This window comes from Luteimonas suaedae, assembly GCF_008312895.1.
In the GTDB taxonomy this organism is placed as follows: domain Bacteria; phylum Pseudomonadota; class Gammaproteobacteria; order Xanthomonadales; family Xanthomonadaceae; genus Luteimonas; species Luteimonas suaedae.
In genome coordinates this window covers 1-15,855 of sequence record NZ_VSSP01000022.1, presented here as the reverse complement: position 1 = coordinate 15,855, position 15,855 = coordinate 1, and the positions used below count along the sequence as shown (strand labels likewise).

Genomic DNA, 15,855 nt, shown 5'->3' with positions numbered 1-15,855 from the left:
CGGCTCACTGCGGGTTGGCGCGCGAGGTCGATGCCCCCGCGCCGACGGACTCGTTGCCCGGACGCCGGTCGCTGGCGTACAGCGTTTCGAAATCGATATCGAGCCAGCGCTGGGACGGCAGGCCGATGGCGTCGTCGAGGATCGTCGGCAGCAGGCCCGACGGCAGGCTGCTTTCGCTGTTCCAGAGAATCACCAGGCCCAGGTCGCGCTCGGGCATGAGCGCCATCAGACCCCGGTAGCCCTGCACGGCGCCGCCATGGAAAACCAGGCGATGGCCGGAATAGTCATAGATGCGCCAGCCCAATCCGTAACCGGCGGCGTTGAGGCGCTGGCCGCGCCAGGAGGCCGAGCGACTGCGCATCTCGCCGGGCGTGCCGACGACCGGGGCATGCAGGGTCGCCAGCAGCGGCGCGGGGAGGACGTCCGGACGATGACCACCGTGCGCGATCAGCCACTGCGCCATGTCCGAGATGCTGGCGTTGACGCCGGCGGCCGGCGCGATGCGGTAGTAGGTCGGCTTGGGCATCAGCGAATTCCAGCCCCTGCCGGCGCGCACGTGCGGCTTGGCCCAGCGCGCGCTGGCCTGGATGCCCTCCAGGCCGAGACTGGCGTCGTTCATGCCGAGCGGCTTGAACAGCCGGCGCGAGACCACCTCGTTATAGAACTGGCCGGAGGTCGCGAACACCACGTCGCCGACCAGGCTGAAGGCGACGTTCTGGTAGCTGTAGCAGTCGCCGGGCGCACAGGTCATCGGCGCCTGCGCCAGCTTCTGCACCAGGGAGTTGTAGTCGGCACCGCGCTCGATGTCCCGGTCGTAGGCATGGCGCGCGAGCCCGACCCGATGGCTGAGCACGTCGGCCACGGTGACGCGGCGCGCGGCGTCCGGGTCCGACAGCTGCAGGCCGGGCATGTAGTCGACGACCTTGCTGTCCCAGCGCAGCGCGCCCTCGGAAACGAGAACGCCGGCGATGGTGCCGGCGAAGGATTTGGACAACGAGGCGAGGCGGAACACCGTATGGGCATCGACCGGTTCGGCGGCGCGCACGTCGGTGATGCCATAGCCGCGGGCGCTGAGCACGCGTCCGTTGTGTACGATCGCCATCGCCATGCCGGGGATGCGCTGGTCGGCGACCATCGCCTGCGCCATCGCCTCGAATTTGCGCACGTCGAAACCGGCGGCCAGTGGCACCGTCGTCGAAGGCGGCGGCACCTGCATCGGCCGTCCGTCGGTGGGCGCCGGGAATTCGGTCATGGTTTCCGGATGGGCGGCCGGCGCGGCCTGCCGCTCCTGCGGCGTCTGCGCCGCAGATCCCAGTGCGACCGGCATCAGCAATCCCACCAGGCCCGCCCGCCAGGCCCGCCCCCGTTGCCGAACCCGCCGCGTGTTGTCTTTCATCGGGTCTGCCCCCTGCGTATGCTTACCTTGCGGGCTGATCATAGCGCCTGATTCCAGAGTTGCATGAACAAGGGGAAGTTCGATGGGTAGCATGCTGATCCTACTGGTGTTTCTCGGTGTCGTCGTGGTCTTCGCCCTGTGGGCGGTGGGCATCTACAACGGCCTGGTCACCGCCCGCAACGCCTTCAAGAACGCCTTTGCCCAGATCGACGTGCAGCTGCAGCGGCGCTTCGACCTGATCCCGAACCTGGTCGAGACCGCCAAGGGCTACCTGTCGCACGAGCGCGGGACCCTGGAAGCGGTGACCGCCGCGCGCACCGCGGCCCAGAGCGGGCTCTCGGCCGCCAAGGCCAGTCCGGGCGACCCGGCGGCAATGGCCGAGCTGGCGCAGACCCAGGGCGCGCTCAACGGCGCACTCGGCCGGCTGATGGTGGTGGTCGAGGCCTACCCCGACCTCAAGGCCAACCAGAACATGATGCAGCTCACCGAAGAGCTGACCAGCACCGAGAACCGGGTGGCGTTCGCGCGCCAGGCCTACAACGACTCGGTCATGGCCTACAACAACAAGCGCGAGGTCTTCCCCGCCAGCGTCGTCGCCGGCATGTTCAACTTCGCCCCCGCCGCGCTGCTGGAGATCCCGGAAGACAAGGCCGAGGTGCGCGAGGCGCCGAAGGTCGAGTTCTGAAGAGCCGGGAATGGAGAATCGGCAATGGGGAATCGGTGAAGCCGCAGCACGTGCGGGCTGCGCCCGCACGTGCTGCGGAAAAGCCGGAAGCACCCCGTTGACCGAGATCTGGCTGGCGCGTTTCGGCTTGCGGCTTTCGCCTTGCCCATTCCCGATTCCCCATTCCCCATTCCCGGCCGTCCAATGAACTTCTTCGAACGCCAGGCACAAGCTCGCCGCAGCACTACCCGGCTGGTGGTGCTGTTCGCGCTCGCCGTGGTCGGGATCGTGCTCGCGGTCGACCTGGTGGTGCTGGCGATGGCCGGGCCGAAGCCGGGACTGCTGGTGTTCGCCACCCTGGCGACGCTGGGCATCATCGGTCTCGGGTCGCTCTACCGGATCTCCTCGCTGGGCGCCGGCGGCGAGGCGGTGGCGACGCAGCTGGGCGGCGTGGCGATCGCCGAGGACACCACCGATCCGCAACTGCGGCGCCTGCGTAACGTGGTCGAGGAGATGTCGATCGCCTCCGGCGTGCCGGTGCCCAAGATCTACGTGCTCGAGCACGAGGCGGGGATCAATGCCTTCGCCGCCGGCTACTCGCCGTCCGACGCCGCGGTGGCGGTGACCCGCGGCGCGCTCGAGCGGCTCAACCGCGATGAGCTGCAGGGCGTGATCGCGCACGAGTTCAGCCACGTCCTCAACGGCGACATGCGGCTCAACATCCGCCTGATGGGGATCCTGTTCGGGATCCTGATGCTGGGGCTGATCGGCCGCAGGATCCTGGCGCACAGCTACGGCATCCGCGGCCGCGGCGCGATGGGAATCCTCGGGGCCGCGCTGGTGGCGTTGCTGATCGGTTACGTCGGCCTGTTCTTCGGGCGCATGATCAAGGCCGGCATCAGCCGCTCGCGCGAGGTGCTGGCCGACGCCTCCGCGGTACAGTTCACCCGCCAGTCCAGCGGCCTGGCCGGGGCGCTGAAGAAGATCGCCGGCCTGCAGGAAGGTTCGCAGCTGGCGCAACGCGGCAACGCCGAGGAAGTCAGCCATATGCTGTTCGGCGACGGCGTCGGCCTGAGCGGGCTGTTCGCCACCCACCCGCCGATCCTGCAGCGCATCCAGGCGCTGGAGCCGGGATTCCGCCCGGAGCAGGTCGAGCGCCTGCGGGCGCAGTGGCGCGCCGCGCCGCCGAACGGACTGGAAGAGGACGTGCAGCTGGGCATCGCGGCGCACCACGGTTCCGCCCTGCCCGGCGCCGCCGACGAGTTCGACCTGACCCCGCCGATGGTGTCGGCGCAGGTCGCGCACCCGCGGGACGACGACTATCGCCGCGCCGACGCCCTGGTCACCGCACTGCCGGAAGCCCTGCGGGTGCTGGCGCGCGAACGCGACGCCACCATGCCGCTGCTGCTGGCCCTGCTGTTCGACGGCGACGCCGAGCTGCGCCGGCGCCAGCATCAGGAAATCGTCTCGCGCCTGGGCGCGCGCGTCGCCGACCGCGCCGCGCATCTGCGCGAGTCGCAGCTGCAGACGCTGCATCCGATGCAGCGCCTGCCGCTGGCCTCACTGGCGTTCCCGGTGCTGCGGCTGCGGCCGCGCCCGGAGCTGGACACCTTTCTCGACACCGTGCATGCGGTGGTCCATGCCGACGACCACGTCGCGCTGTTCGAATACTGCCTCGGCCAGTTGCTCGAGACCCAGGTGCGCGAATCGCTGGATCCCGCGCGCCACGCCCGCTTCGGGCGCAACAAGGCCGGCAGCGTGAAGCAGGAGTTCGCGACGTTGCTGGCGGTGGTGGCGCATGCCGGCCATGCCGATCCGGCGGAAGCCAAGCGCGCCTACCTCGCCGGCCTGCAGCGCGTGCTGCCGCGCGACCACCTGCCCTATGCGCCACCGGGCAACGGCGTGCTCGCGCTGGATGCGGTGTGGGAGCCGCTGGACCGCCTCGACCCGCTCGCCAAGCAGGTGCTGGTGGAGGCGGTGACCGCCGCCGCGATGCACGACGGCCGGGTGTCGGTGGCCGAGGCCGAGCTGCTGCGCACGATCTGCGGCGTGCTGCACTGCCCGCTGCCACCGATGCTGGAGCACGGCTGAGCGACAGCCTCGTAGGAGCGCGCCATGCGCGCGATGCCGCGGGTGCTGGCAGGATCCGGTGGATGCCGCGATGCTGGACCGGCAGGCATGCCGGTCACCGGAATTCGCGGCGGCGCCATGCCCGCGGCATCGCGCGCATGGCGCGCTCCTACGGACAGGCCCTAGGCCGAAGCCTCGACCCGCAGCACCACCCCGTCCGTCTCCACGACACGCACCGGCACGCCCGCCTCTAGGTCCGGGCCTTCCACCACCCAGAACGCGTCGCCGATCTTGATCCGTCCGCGTCCGGCGACGATCGGCTGGTCCAGCGGCACCACCCGGCCGACGTGCTGCGCGGCGCGCTTGTTGAGGGTCGGATGGTCGCTCTGGCGCGCGTGCTGCCGGAACCATTTGCGATAGACCTGGATCGATACGAAGCTCAGCACCACGAAGGCGCCGACCTGCGCCAGCAGCGGGATTCCCGGCACGAACAGCACCGCCAGGAACACCGCCACCGCGGCGAAGCCCATCCACAGCATGAAGGCGCCCGGCGCCAGCGTTTCGGCGGCGAACAGCAGCAGCGCGACCGCGGCCCAGCCCACGACATCCCAACGCATGGCTCAGCCCTCCCGTTGCGGCGCCAGCCGCGCCTGGGTGGCGGTCTGCTGCTTGCCCAGCGCCTCCTTCGCCAGCTCGGCGATGCCGGCGATCGAGCCGATGATGCCGCTGGCCTCCATCGGCATCAGCACGAACTTCTGGTTGGGCCCGGTGGCGAGCTTCTCGAACGCGGCGACGTACTTCTGCGCGACGAAGTAGTTGATCGCCTGCACGTCGCCCTGGGCGATCGCGTTGGAGACCATCTCGGTCGCCTTGGCCTCGGCCTCGGCCAGGCGCTCGCGCGCCTCGGCCTCGCGGAACGCGGCTTCCTTCTCGCCCTCGGCTTCCAGGATTGCCGCCTGCTTCTCGCCCTCGGCGCGCAGGATCGCCGACTGGCGGTGGCCCTCGGCCTCCAGGATCACCGCGCGGCGTTCGCGCTCGGCCTTCATCTGCCGCGCCATCGAGTCGATCAGGTCGCGCGGCGGCTGGATGTCGCGGATCTCGATGCGGGTGACCTTGATGCCCCAGGGATTGGTGGCCTGGTCGACCACATTGAGCAGCTGCGCGTTGATGGCCTCGCGGTTGCTCAGCGATTCGTCCAGGTCCATCGAGCCGATCACGGTGCGGATGTTGGTCTGCACCAGCGCGATCGACGCGATCTCGAGATTGGAGACCTCGTAGGCCGCCTTGGCGGCGTCCAGCACCTGGAAGAACACCACGCCGTCGACCTTGACCACCGCGTTGTCCTTGGTGATCACTTCCTGGCTGGGCACGTCCAGCACCTGTTCCATCATGTTGATCTTGCGGCCCACGCCGTAGACCACCGGAATCAGGAAATGCAGCCCCGGATCCATGGTGTGGGTGTACTTGCCGAAACGTTCGACGGTCCATTCGTAGCCCTGCGGCACCATCCGCACGGTCTTGAACAGCACGATGATGCCGGCGACCAGCAACACCGCCGCCAGAAAGGCCGATGCCCCCATGATTCTCTCCCCTTGGTCTATAGGCGGGTCCCCCTGACCCAGGGGCGAGTATAGAACGGCGGGGCGCCGCGGCCGGCGCGCCTGCGACGCTTTCGCCCCGGCGTGCATCCAGAATGTAGGAATGGTCACGGAACCGCCGCACGCCGCTCCGCCCGCGCCCTGCCTGGCCCCCGTGCCGGCGCGGAACGCCGTGGCGTCGCCGGAATCCGGGCCGGTGCCGCGCTCGAGCTTCGCGATCGAGGTGCCGGACGTGCTGCTGGCGCGGGCGCGGCGCGGCGAACGCGCCGCCTTCGAGCAGCTGTACCGGTGGTTCGAACGGCCGGCATTCACCCTGGCGCTGCGCATTTGCGGCGACCGCGAGGAGGCTTCGGAAGTGCTGCAGGACACGATGCTGAAGATGATCGACCGGATCGGCGAGTTCCGCGGCAGCAGCCCGTTCTGGGGCTGGCTGCGACAGATCGCGGTCAACGAGGCGCTGATGCGGTTGCGCCGCCGCCGGCGCCTGGGCGAGGCGCTCGACATCGACGCGCACGAACCGGCCGGCGAGCAGCCCCCGCCCTCGGCCGCCGCCGACGCGGCGCAACTGCAGCGCGCGCTGGCGGCGCTACCCGCGGCCACCCGCAGCGTGCTGTGGCTGTACCACGCCGAGGGCTACACCCACGAGGAGATCGGCGCGCTAATGCAGCGCACGCCGAGCTTTTCCAAATCGCAGCTGGCGCGCGGCAGCCGGCGCCTGCGCGAACTGCTCGACGCCCCTGCCGTCGCACCGGAGTCCACCCATGCCTGATCGCGCCCGCAACCGCACCGCGCCCGGCGACTGGCAGAGCGCCTTCGCCGCGTTGCCGCAGGAGACGCCGCCGGCCAGCGGCTGGAACGCGGTCGCGACCCGGCTCGACGCCCGCCGGCGGCGCTGGCCGCTGTGGACCGCCGCGGCCGCCGTGCTGCTGCTGGCCGTCGCGCTGCCCTGGCAGCTGCAACGCCACGACGCGGCCCCGGACGAGGCACACGGTACCGTCGGCACCGATACCGGCGCGCCGGCGGCTTCGCCGACGCGCCCGGCGGATGCGACGCTCGAAGCGCTCTACGTCGAATCGGCGCAGCTCGAGTCGCTGGTCCCGCTGATGCAGGACACGCGCGTGTCCAGCGGCAGCGCGGCATTGCTGGCCGGCGAACTGGAGACGCGGCTGGCCCTGATCGACGCCGCGCTGACGCAACCCGGCCTGTCCCGCGATCGCGAACTGGCGCTGTGGCAGGCGCGCGTCGACATCCTGCGCACGCTGGCCGGGTTCGAAGGCACGCGCCGCTGGCTGGCGGCCAACGGCAGCCACTACGACCCGGTCCTCGTCCGCATCGACTGACCCACGGAGAACCCGCATGACCCGCAGTCCCCTCATCCCGCGTTTCCTCTGCACTGCACTGGCACTGCTGCTATGCGGCGGCGCCTACGCGCAGCCGGCCGAAAACGACCAGGCGTTGGCCGAGGCGCGCGCCGAGCTGGCCCGTGCCGCCGCACGCGTCGCCGAACTGTCGGAGGAGCGGATCGCCGGCGACGCGCGCATCGGCGAGCTGCAGCAGCGCCTCGCCGGGCGCCCGGTGCTCGGCGTGCTGCTGGCGCCCGACCCGCAGGCCGGCGTACGCATCGCCGGGGTCACGCCGGATGGCGCCGCCGCCGAAGCCGGCCTGCGCAGCGGCGACCGCCTGGTGTCGATCGACGGCAGCCGCCTCCTCGGCAGCAGCGGCGAGCTGCGTGCCGCCAATGCACGCAAGCTATTGGCCGGGGTTTCCGCCGACACGCCCGTGCGGCTGGGCTATGAACGCGACGGCCGTGTCGCCACGGTCGCGGTGACGCCGAGGATCGGTCGCGGCGCGGTGCTGCTGCGCGACACCGACCTGTCCGAAGCGCTGCTCGCGGCGCGGACCCAAGCTTCGGAAGGACTCAGGCAGGCCACGGCCGCCATGCGCGACGTCCGGATGCCGGACATCGCCGCCGAAGTGCAGGCGGCACTGGCGGCATCGGACATCTCTGCCGAAGTGCAGGCCGCACTGGCGGAGACGGATATCGCCGCCGAGGTGCGCAGCGCGCTCTCCGGCTCCGGACTGTCGGCGAATTGCGACGGCGGCGACTGCGCGTCGCCGATGCTGCTGTCCGCGTTCCGCTGGAGTGGCCTCAACCTGGCGACGATCGATCCGCAGCTGGGCCGCTATTTCGGCACCTCGCGCGGTGTGCTGGTGCTGTCCAGCGGCGAGCTCGACGGGCTGCAGGCCGGCGACGTGATCCAGCGCATCGACGGCCGCGATGTCGGTACGCCGCGCGAGGTGATGGCCGCGCTGCGCGACAAGCCCGCGGACGCCGAGGTGCCCGTGACCTACCTACGCGACCGCAAACCTGCGACCGCGCAGATCACCGTGCCGAAGCTGCGGCCGCTGCGCATTCCGGGGCCGCCGGCCCCGCCACGCCCGCCGAAGTCGCCCGCGACAGGCGCACCCGAAGCGCCGCCGGCGCCACCGAAACCACCGACCCCGCCGACCGTTGCCGACACCGCCGCTCGGATCGCCGCATTTGCGTTCGTTGCTTGAGGGCTTCGGCTGGCGTCACCGTCCATCCACGCCGGTATCGCGCGCATGGCGTGCTCCTACGAGGGGTGGCAGTAGTCCTTGTAGGAGGGGGCTTCAGCCCCGACCCGGGGAAACGATAGAGCCGCGGAAAAGAACCCACGCACGCAGCTCCCCGAACGGTGCCGTGGGCGCCCTGTTGCCTCCCCGCGACCTTTCGACAGGTCGGGGCTGAAGCCCTGGGATTCCCCCACATTTCTCGCAGCCTATCTTCCCCCTTTGAAAAAGGGGGATTGAGGGGGATTTGCTGTTGCTGTTGCTTGGTCGGGCACCGAGCAAATCCCCCCACCCCCCCTTTTTTTCAAAGGGGGGAGCAGCCAAGCCGTTGAATCGATTGCAGGAGGACAGGGGAAAGCTCAGGCTGAAGCCCCTCCTACAGAGGTCGGCGGCGTAAACGCCGATACCGCTAACGCGCCCGCGCCGGATCCGCAGGCGCGGCCTCGACCCATTCGGCGAAAGCGGCGTCGATCTCGGCATCGGGCACGGTGTCGCCGTCCTGCACGCGCTGGGCCTGCTCGAACAGCGGGATGATCAAGGCCATGCCGTCCACCTTGGTCTTCAGCCGCAGCCCTGGCGGCTGCGACAGGAATGCGTCCCAGCGCGCGCGCACCTTCGCCCAGTAGTCGCGCGTGGCCGTCCAGTAGTCGTAGGCCGGGGTGAAATCGGTGTCGCTGCCCTTGCGGTAATCGTTGAAGCCGAACTCGCGCACCAGCGTGCGCGAGCCGCCGTCGGCGTCGCGCACGGTCTTGGTGTTGTCCTGCTCGTGGGTCCAGCCGCCGGGCACGACGGTGTGGCGGTTCTCGACGTTGAGCGCGTTGTAGTCCTCGCGGGTGGTGTACTCGCGCCGCGGCAGCGGGCGCCAGCTGCGGTCCGAGGTCCAGGTGGACACGCCGTACCGGTGGTTCCAACGCCCGGTGCCGCAGTAGCGCGGCGCGTCGCTGACCTCGTACACGCACTGGGTCCAGGCGCCGCGCGTGGCCTCGGTGGGGATGTCGCGCACGTGCCAGGTCTGGTCGGCACTGAACTCGAAGCGGCGCGGCGCCTCGTACATCCAGTCCTGGCGCCAGTGCTTGGTGACGTGGCCGCTCTTCGGATCGACCAGGATGTGCTGCAGCACCACCCGGGCCGGGCTGTCCTCGACCACGATGACCACCTCGCTGGCGCCGCTGCGCTTGGCCGGCGCGCGCTCGTAGTCCGGTGCCAGGATCACGGTCTCGTCGAAACTGAAATCGACGTCGTACTCGCCCTGCATGGCGAGGATCGCAGTGCGGTCGCGCTGCGGGTCGGGGTGCGGCTGCGCGGCGGCGGCCGCGCAGGCCAGCGACAGCGACAGGGCGGCGGCGAGCGAAAAAGCGTTGGCTGGCGTCATGACGGGATCCTCGTAGCGAACTGAGTGTGGAATGACAGGCGGGCGACCCACCGGTGGTGTGCGGCGCGGCGATCGCTCAGAACGCGACCGCCAGGCTGACCGCGACATTGCGTCCCGGCGCGGTGTAACGGTCGAGCACGCCGGCCGCGACGACCGCCATCGGCAGGTCGCCGGCCGACCAGTACTTGCGGTCGGCGAGGTTGAACACGCCGACGTTCAGCCGCGTACCGGGGGCGAAGTTCCAGTGCGCATAGAGATCGAGCACGCCGTAGCCGCCACTGTGGTACAGCGCCGGATCAGAGACGCGGTCGCGGCCGGCGGCGAAGCGCCCGGCCAGTTCCGCACCCCAGGCATCGGTGTCGTAGACCACGCCGATCGTCGCGGTCAGCGGATCGACCGAATCGAGCGGCACGTCCTCGGTGCGGTCCTCGCCGCGCGACCAGGAGGCCGCACCCCGCAGCGACCAGCCCTGCCAGCCCGGCGCCAGCGCGCCGAGGTCGACGCCGGCCTTCAACTCGACGCCGTAGATGCGCGCGTCGGCGACGTTCTGCGACTGGAACACCTGCAGTCCCTGGTCATTGATGCCCACGAACTGGAACGACTCGATGAAGTCGTCGTAGCGGTTGTGGTAGCCGGTGAGGCCAGCGTATACCGCCTCGCCGGCGAAACGGATCCCGGCCTCGAACCCGTCGCTGATCTCCGGCTGCAGGTCCGGGTTGGGAACTACGGTATAGCCGAACATGAAATTGATCAGGCTGACGTTGACATCGCTGTAGGGCGGCGCGCGGAAGCCACGCGCGTAGCCGCCGAACAGTGACCAGTCGCCGCCGAAGCTCCATACCGTGCCCAGCTTGGGCAGGATCTCGGTGGCTGTGAGGCCGACCACATCGACCCCAGGATTGTCCTCGGCGAAGATGCCGTCGACCTCCGGCTTGAGCTCGTAACGGTCCACCCGCAGCGCCGGCACCAGCCGGAACGCGCCGTCGGCGAAGGCGATCTCGTCCTGCACGTACAGCGCGGCCGTGGTGGTTTCGCTGAGCGGGAAGTCGCGTACTGGAAACACGTCCGGCAACATCATGTTGGTGGTGCGGCCGGTGACCAGGTTGGTGGCCCTGCCGTCGCGCTTTTGTCGGGTCTCGGTGCGCGCCAGGTCCAGGCCCCAGGCGAGGTCGTGCTGCACGCCGCCGGTGGCGAAGCCCTTGACGAAGTTCGCCTGCAATCCGTACACGCGCTGGTCGAAGTTGAAGCTGCGCTGGCGCCGCTCCGGCACGCCGTCGGCGGTGACGCGCTCCTCCAGCGTGTCCTGGGTGGTCTCGCTGTCCTGGCGGTAGACCTGCCAGTCGAGTGCGTCGGCGAAACCGGCCTCCAGCATGTCCACCTCGTGCGCTAGGGCGACGCGCGCGCGGGTCTGGTGGTCGTCGGCCAGCACCCGGGTATTGGTGGCACCGGTCCTCTCCTGGAAACCGTACGAGGTCAGCACGTCGGTGTCGGCGCGGTCCTCGTTGCCCTCCACGGTCAGCCGCAAGCGCTGGTCCGCGGACGGCGCGAACACCAGCTTGGACAGCACGCTGCGACCGTCGCGGTCCTGGGGATTGGGCGCGGTGCGCGCGGCGCCGACGCTGTCGTCGTCGCCCTGGTTCTCGGTTTCCTGCCCCTGGCGATGGTTCACCGTCACCAGGCCCGACCAGCGCTCGCCGCCGAAGGCGGCGGTGGCGCCGGCGAACAATCCGTCCCAGTCGCTCTCGGCGCCGAGCTTGAAACCGAAATGGGCATCCCTGCCCGCCTCCAGATAATCTGAAGGGTCCTTGCTCACGAACGAGACCACGCCGCCCAACGCGTCGGAGCCGTACAGCGAACTGCTCGGCCCGCGCACCACCTCCACGCGCTTGAGCGTGTCGAGGTCGACGAAGTTGCGGTTGGCATTGGAGAAGCTGCCGATCGAGAACGCGTCCGGCACCGGGATGCCGTCGAGCAGGATGCGCACGCGGTTGCCGCCGAGCCCGCGGATGCGGATGTCGCCGATGCCGAAGCGGCCGAACGACCCGGTGACGGTGATGCCCGGCTCGTAGCGGAACAGGTCCTTGAGGTCGCGCACGATCAGGTCATCCATGCGCTCGCGTTCGATCACGTCGACGGTATTGGGCACGTCGACCAGCGCGCGCTCGGTACGGGTGGCGGTGACCACCACGCGGTCGAATTCGGCGGTATCGGCGGAGGCACCGGGGGCGGCCGCAGGCTCGGCGAAGGCCGTGCCGGGCAGCGCCAGGCACAGGGCAAGGAACAACGGATTCGGACGCATGTCGTGCTCGCGAAATGAAGAAGCGGGCGGCGAGCTGGCGTCCGGCGAAACCGGAGGGGCGGGCGGGCCTGGAGAGAAGGGGCAACAGACGCGAAGGCTTCGCGCCCGGGAAGTAGGTTCGGCGGCCGGGCTCCGTCGGGAGCGCCGGGCGCCGAGGCGGACCGGACCGGGACTACTTGGTCAGGATCAGCTTGTCGTTGCGGGTGTGGCGCAGCCGGTAGCATTCGCCACCGTGGCGGATCCTCACCTCGCGCTGGCCCTGCAGCAGGCGCGCGCTGTCGACCTCGACACCATCGTGCAGCGCGGTCGGCGGGGCGGATCCGGCATCGGCCGGGTGGACGTCGGATGAAGTCTCGTGCGGGCGGTTCGCAAGCATCGGCGTACTCCTGACGGGAGGACAACGATGTTAATGATTCTCATTTGCTTGTCAACTGACAAAAGGGCCGGCTTCGGCCAACCCAGCCGGTATCGACATTCACGCCCTCCGCGACCTTTGTAGGAGGGGCTTCAGCCCCGACCTGCGAAAGTCGCGGCGAGGAAGCGGCGAGCGCACGGTGCAGGCCGGGAAGCTGCGTGCCTGGGTCTTTTTCCGCGCTCTGCCGTTTCCCGGGGTCGGGGCTGAAGCCCCTCCTACAAGGGCAACGGGAAAGCGAATGTCGATGCCCTAACGCACCGAACTCTCCACCCGCTGCCACACCGCGTCGTCGAACCGTTCGTCCAATTCCAGCGCCTCCAGGTTCTGCAGCAACTGCTCCACCCGGCTCGCGCCCAGCAGCACCGTCGACACGTGCGGGTTGCGCAGGCACCAGGCGATCGCCAGCGGCGCCGGCGCCACGCCCAGCTCGGCGGCGAGCGCGGTGAAGGCGCGGGCGCGCTCGATGCGGCGTTGCTCGCCGTCGCCGATCACCCAGCGCTGCAGCCATTCGTAGCCTTCCTGGCCCAGCCGGGTATCGCCGGACACCCCGTCGTTGTACTTGCCGGTCAGCAATCCGGAGGCCAGCGGCGACCAGATGGTGGTGCCGAGCCCGATCTCGCCGTACAGCGGCGCGTATTCCAGTTCCACGCGTTCGCGGTGCAGCAGGTTGTACTGCGGCTGCTCCATCGTCGGTGGGTGCAGCCGGTGCTTGCGCGCCAGGTCGGCCGCCTCGCGAATCCGCGCTGCCGGCCACTCCGAGGTTCCCCAGTACAGCACCTTGCCCTGGCGGATCAGCGTGTCCATCGCCCACACCGTCTCCGCCACCGGCACGTCCGGGTCCGGGCGATGGCAGAAGTACAGGTCGAGATAGTCCACGCGCAAGCGCTTGAGCGCCGCATGGCAGGCATCGTGGATGTGCTTGCGCGACAGTCCCTTCTGCGTCGGTCGCGGCGCCTCCGCGGCGCCGAAGAACACTTTGCTGGACACGCAGAAGCCGTCGCGCGGCAAGCGCAGGTCGGCAATCACGTCACCCATCACCCGCTCCGCCTCGCCGTTGGCGTAGCCCTCGGCGTTGTCGAAGAAGTTGATGCCATGGTCCCAGGCCGCGGCGATCAGCTCGCGCGCGGCACTGCGACCCACCTGGTTGCCGAACGTGACCCAGGCACCGAACGACAGCGCGGACAGCTGCAGGCCGGAATGGCCGAGGCGACGGTATTGCATGGCAGGGCTCCGTGGGGGCGGACCGACAGTTTAGGGGAGGTGGGAATCGGGAATCGGGAATCGGGAATCGGGAATCGGGAAAAGCGTAAACGCCTTCGCTCGTCATCCCGGCGAAAGCCGGGATCCAGCTTGAGATGCGCGAAAGGCTGGATCCCGGCTTTCGCCGGGATGACGGTTGATAGGCTGCCGGCGTGCGCGGTGCTGCTTCCCGAGTCCCGAGTCGCAGCCCTCTTCCCGTACAATGTGGCACTCCTTTCGGGGAGTAGCCCACCCGCCACCGGCGGGGCCGCGCGTCAACACGCTTGGCGATCGCCATGGTGCGCGGGACTTCAGGTCGGGCAAGACCGGAGGCAGACATCGCGCACACCCGGCCGGGCGGCGTCGATGTCGCCTGCCGTCTTGTGCATGCCCGGCCGCGGATGTCCCCCTTGGACGCGTTGTTCGTCTCCACTTTCGCGGTCGCCGTCGCCGAGATCGGCGACAAGACCCAGTTGCTGGCGCTGTTGCTGGCGGCCCGTTATCGCAAGCCGTGGACGATCGTCGCCGGCATCCTGCTGGCGACCCTGCTCAACCATGCCCTGGCGGCCTGGTTCGGCGCCGCGCTGTCGGAATGGCTGCCGGCGGGCGTGCTGCGCTGGCTAGTCGCCGGCAGTTTTCTGGCCGTGGCACTGTGGACGCTGCGCCCGGACCGGCTGGAGGAGGATGAACGCCGCAAGGCCAGCGTGGGGGGCGCCTTCCTGGCGACACTAGTGGCCTTCTTCCTCGCCGAGATCGGCGACAAGACCCAGGTGGCGACGGTGCTGCTGGCAGCGCAATACGAAGCGCTGGCGCAGGTGATCGCCGGCACGACGCTGGGCATGCTGATCGCCAACATTCCGGTGGTGCTGCTGGGCGCGCGGTTCGCCGACCGGCTGCCACTGCGGGCGGCACGGATCGCCGCCGCGCTGCTGTTTCTGGCGCTGGCCGTCTGGGTGGCGTGGCGCGGCATCGGCTGAGCCCGCGCCACGCTATGCTCCGCCACGGAGGGCCGGAAACCGATGCGAGAGGCCGAGAGGGGACTGTCCGCGATCGTCGCCAACCTGCTGGCGCATCCGGACGAGCTGATGCTGGAGCTGGGCGCCGGCGGCGAATTGCTGGTGGCGCGGGTGCGCGCGGTGCTGTGCGCGCTCGTGCTGCTGCTGCCGCTGCTGGCGGCCGTCGGCGGCGCCAGCACCACGGAAGTGCTGATCGGGCTCGGCGCTGCGGTCTTCATCAACCTGATGGCGCAGGTCTGGCTCGCGCTGGCGCGCGACCTGCGCCGGCACCGCTGGCTGCCGCACGCGACCAGCATCTACGACGTCACCGTCACCAGTTGCGTGCTGGCGCTGCTGGCCTGGTACGACCCGGTGGCGGGCATGAACAGCGCCGTGGTCTGGTGCTTCTACGCGATCGCCATCCTGCTCACCGCGCTGCGCAACGACGGCCGTCTGACGCTCTACATCGGCGCGCTGGCCATGCTGCAGTACGCGGTGCTGGTCACCACGATCTTCCTGCTGGCGCCGTCACAACGGCTGGTATCGATCGACTATGGCAGCGCTTCGATCGGCGTGCAGGCGGAAAGGCTGCTGCTGTTGCTGATCGTGACGGTGGTGACCGCCACCATCGTCTATCGCATGCAACGCCTGGTGGATCTCTCGGGCCGCGACGGCCTGACCGGCCTGCCCAACCGTACCTGGCTGCTGCAGAGCATGCCGCGCGCCTTCGCGGCGGCGCGCGCCTCCGGCGCCTCGCTGACGCTGGCACTGCTGGACCTGGACGGGTTCCACCGCATCAACGATGAAGCCGGCCACCAGGGCGGTGACCGCGCGATCCGCCAGGTGGCCGCGGAACTGGGCGAAATGCTCGAGGACAGCGAGCACATCGCCCGGATCGGCGGCCAGGAATTCGTGCTGTTGTTGCGCTGCCCCGTCGGCAGTGCCTGGGAGCGCCTGGACCGCCGGCGCCGGCTGCTGGCCGAACGCCCGTTCCAGGCCGGCCGCGGCGCGGATCCGCAACGCCTGACCTTCAGCGCCGGGCTCGCCGCCTGGCCGCAGGACGGCAACGACGTCTCCGCCCTGCTCGGCAGTGCGGACCGCCGCCTGCAGCAGGCCAAGCGGGAGGGGCGCAACCGGGTGGTGGCGCGCGACGGGTGAGCATCGGGAATCGGGAATCGGGAATCGGGAATCGGGAATCGGGAATCGGGAATCGGG

General features: G+C 69.9%; 14 protein-coding genes. 7 read left to right on the top strand and 7 right to left on the bottom strand.

The window, feature by feature from the left end; genetic code table 11:
• Positions 1 to 4 precede the first annotated feature (4 nt).
• Positions 5 to 1,396 carry a serine hydrolase domain-containing protein gene (locus FXO19_RS18505; RefSeq protein ID WP_187775852.1) on the bottom strand — a complete coding sequence of 464 codons (1,392 nt, stop codon included), beginning with the start codon at positions 1,394 to 1,396 and terminating at the stop codon, positions 5 to 7.
• Between the two features lie 94 nt (positions 1,397 to 1,490).
• On the opposite strand from FXO19_RS18505, the gene FXO19_RS18500 reads away from it, so the two are divergent.
• Both FXO19_RS18500 and FXO19_RS18495 read left to right on the top strand, forming a co-directional pair.
• Positions 1,491 to 2,081, top strand: a complete 591-nt coding sequence (locus FXO19_RS18500) for a LemA family protein (protein ID WP_223115546.1) — start codon at positions 1,491 to 1,493, stop codon at positions 2,079 to 2,081.
• A gap of 183 nt (positions 2,082 to 2,264) precedes the next feature.
• A complete protein-coding gene (locus FXO19_RS18495) occupies positions 2,265 to 4,151 on the top strand; it encodes a M48 family metallopeptidase (protein WP_149196596.1) in 1,887 nt (628 codons plus the stop codon).
• Positions 4,152 to 4,312: 161 nt separating this feature from the next.
• Here FXO19_RS18495 and FXO19_RS18490 read toward each other — a convergent pair whose 3' ends face one another.
• Both FXO19_RS18490 and FXO19_RS18485 read right to left on the bottom strand, forming a co-directional pair.
• A complete protein-coding gene (locus FXO19_RS18490) occupies positions 4,313 to 4,747 on the bottom strand; it encodes an NfeD family protein (RefSeq protein ID WP_149196595.1) in 435 nt (144 codons plus the stop codon).
• 3 nt (positions 4,748 to 4,750) lie between these two features.
• Entirely contained in the window at positions 4,751 to 5,710 is a 960-nt protein-coding gene (locus FXO19_RS18485; protein ID WP_149196594.1) for an SPFH domain-containing protein, read from the bottom strand.
• Between the two features lie 121 nt (positions 5,711 to 5,831).
• Here FXO19_RS18485 and FXO19_RS18480 point away from each other — a divergent pair, with 121 nt between their 5' ends.
• Genes FXO19_RS18480 through FXO19_RS18470 form a run of 3 tightly spaced genes read left to right on the top strand, consistent with a single transcriptional unit; the run spans position 5,832 to position 8,287 of the window.
• Complete coding sequence (locus FXO19_RS18480) at positions 5,832 to 6,497, top strand: RNA polymerase sigma factor (RefSeq protein WP_149196593.1); 666 nt, start codon at positions 5,832 to 5,834, stop codon at positions 6,495 to 6,497.
• Entirely contained in the window at positions 6,490 to 7,068 is a 579-nt protein-coding gene (locus tag FXO19_RS18475; RefSeq protein ID WP_149196592.1) for a hypothetical protein, read from the top strand. Before FXO19_RS18480 ends, FXO19_RS18475 begins: the two co-directional genes overlap by 8 nt.
• A 16-nt stretch (positions 7,069 to 7,084) precedes the next feature.
• A complete protein-coding gene (locus FXO19_RS18470) occupies positions 7,085 to 8,287 on the top strand; it encodes a PDZ domain-containing protein (RefSeq protein WP_149196591.1) in 1,203 nt (400 codons plus the stop codon).
• 442 nt (positions 8,288 to 8,729) lie between these two features.
• Here FXO19_RS18470 and FXO19_RS18465 read toward each other — a convergent pair whose 3' ends face one another.
• The 4 genes from FXO19_RS18465 to FXO19_RS18450 form a co-directional block, all read right to left on the bottom strand.
• Positions 8,730 to 9,692, bottom strand: a complete 963-nt coding sequence (locus tag FXO19_RS18465; protein ID WP_149196590.1) for a DUF6607 family protein — start codon at positions 9,690 to 9,692, stop codon at positions 8,730 to 8,732.
• A gap of 76 nt (positions 9,693 to 9,768) precedes the next feature.
• Complete coding sequence (locus FXO19_RS18460) at positions 9,769 to 11,991, bottom strand: TonB-dependent hemoglobin/transferrin/lactoferrin family receptor (protein WP_255516498.1); 2,223 nt, start codon at positions 11,989 to 11,991, stop codon at positions 9,769 to 9,771.
• A 172-nt stretch (positions 11,992 to 12,163) separates the two neighbouring features.
• Positions 12,164 to 12,367: a hemin uptake protein HemP gene (locus tag FXO19_RS19875; RefSeq protein WP_149196589.1), complete on the bottom strand. Its 204-nt coding sequence runs from the start codon at positions 12,365 to 12,367 to the stop codon at positions 12,164 to 12,166.
• Positions 12,368 to 12,655: 288 nt separating this feature from the next.
• A complete protein-coding gene (locus FXO19_RS18450) occupies positions 12,656 to 13,627 on the bottom strand; it encodes a potassium channel beta subunit family protein (RefSeq protein ID WP_149196588.1) in 972 nt (323 codons plus the stop codon).
• A gap of 428 nt (positions 13,628 to 14,055) precedes the next feature.
• On the opposite strand from FXO19_RS18450, the gene FXO19_RS18445 reads away from it, so the two are divergent.
• Both FXO19_RS18445 and FXO19_RS18440 read left to right on the top strand, forming a co-directional pair.
• Positions 14,056 to 14,622 (top strand): TMEM165/GDT1 family protein, encoded by a 567-nt coding sequence (locus FXO19_RS18445; RefSeq protein WP_149196587.1) that lies wholly within the window; start codon positions 14,056 to 14,058, stop codon positions 14,620 to 14,622.
• A 42-nt stretch (positions 14,623 to 14,664) separates the two neighbouring features.
• Entirely contained in the window at positions 14,665 to 15,798 is a 1,134-nt protein-coding gene (locus FXO19_RS18440; RefSeq protein ID WP_149196586.1) for a GGDEF domain-containing protein, read from the top strand.
• Positions 15,799 to 15,855 lie beyond the last annotated feature (57 nt).

What these genes read in the sequence shown, in the direction of transcription:
- FXO19_RS18505 (WP_187775852.1), bottom strand. Translation starts at nt 1,396, where the DNA reads ATGAAAGACAACACGCGGCGGGTTCGGCAACGGGGGCGGGCCTGGCGG.
- FXO19_RS18495 (WP_149196596.1), top strand. Translation starts at nt 2,265, where the DNA reads ATGAACTTCTTCGAACGCCAGGCACAAGCTCGCCGCAGCACTACCCGG.
- FXO19_RS18490 (WP_149196595.1), bottom strand. Translation starts at nt 4,747, where the DNA reads ATGCGTTGGGATGTCGTGGGCTGGGCCGCGGTCGCGCTGCTGCTGTTC.
- FXO19_RS18485 (WP_149196594.1), bottom strand. Translation starts at nt 5,710, where the DNA reads ATGGGGGCATCGGCCTTTCTGGCGGCGGTGTTGCTGGTCGCCGGCATC.
- FXO19_RS18480 (WP_149196593.1), top strand. Translation starts at nt 5,832, where the DNA reads ATGGTCACGGAACCGCCGCACGCCGCTCCGCCCGCGCCCTGCCTGGCC.
- FXO19_RS18475 (WP_149196592.1), top strand. Translation starts at nt 6,490, where the DNA reads ATGCCTGATCGCGCCCGCAACCGCACCGCGCCCGGCGACTGGCAGAGC.
- FXO19_RS18470 (WP_149196591.1), top strand. Translation starts at nt 7,085, where the DNA reads ATGACCCGCAGTCCCCTCATCCCGCGTTTCCTCTGCACTGCACTGGCA.
- FXO19_RS18465 (WP_149196590.1), bottom strand. Translation starts at nt 9,692, where the DNA reads ATGACGCCAGCCAACGCTTTTTCGCTCGCCGCCGCCCTGTCGCTGTCG.
- FXO19_RS18460 (WP_255516498.1), bottom strand. Translation starts at nt 11,991, where the DNA reads ATGCGTCCGAATCCGTTGTTCCTTGCCCTGTGCCTGGCGCTGCCCGGC.
- FXO19_RS19875 (WP_149196589.1), bottom strand. Translation starts at nt 12,367, where the DNA reads ATGCTTGCGAACCGCCCGCACGAGACTTCATCCGACGTCCACCCGGCC.
- FXO19_RS18450 (WP_149196588.1), bottom strand. Translation starts at nt 13,627, where the DNA reads ATGCAATACCGTCGCCTCGGCCATTCCGGCCTGCAGCTGTCCGCGCTG.
- FXO19_RS18440 (WP_149196586.1), top strand. Translation starts at nt 14,665, where the DNA reads ATGCGAGAGGCCGAGAGGGGACTGTCCGCGATCGTCGCCAACCTGCTG.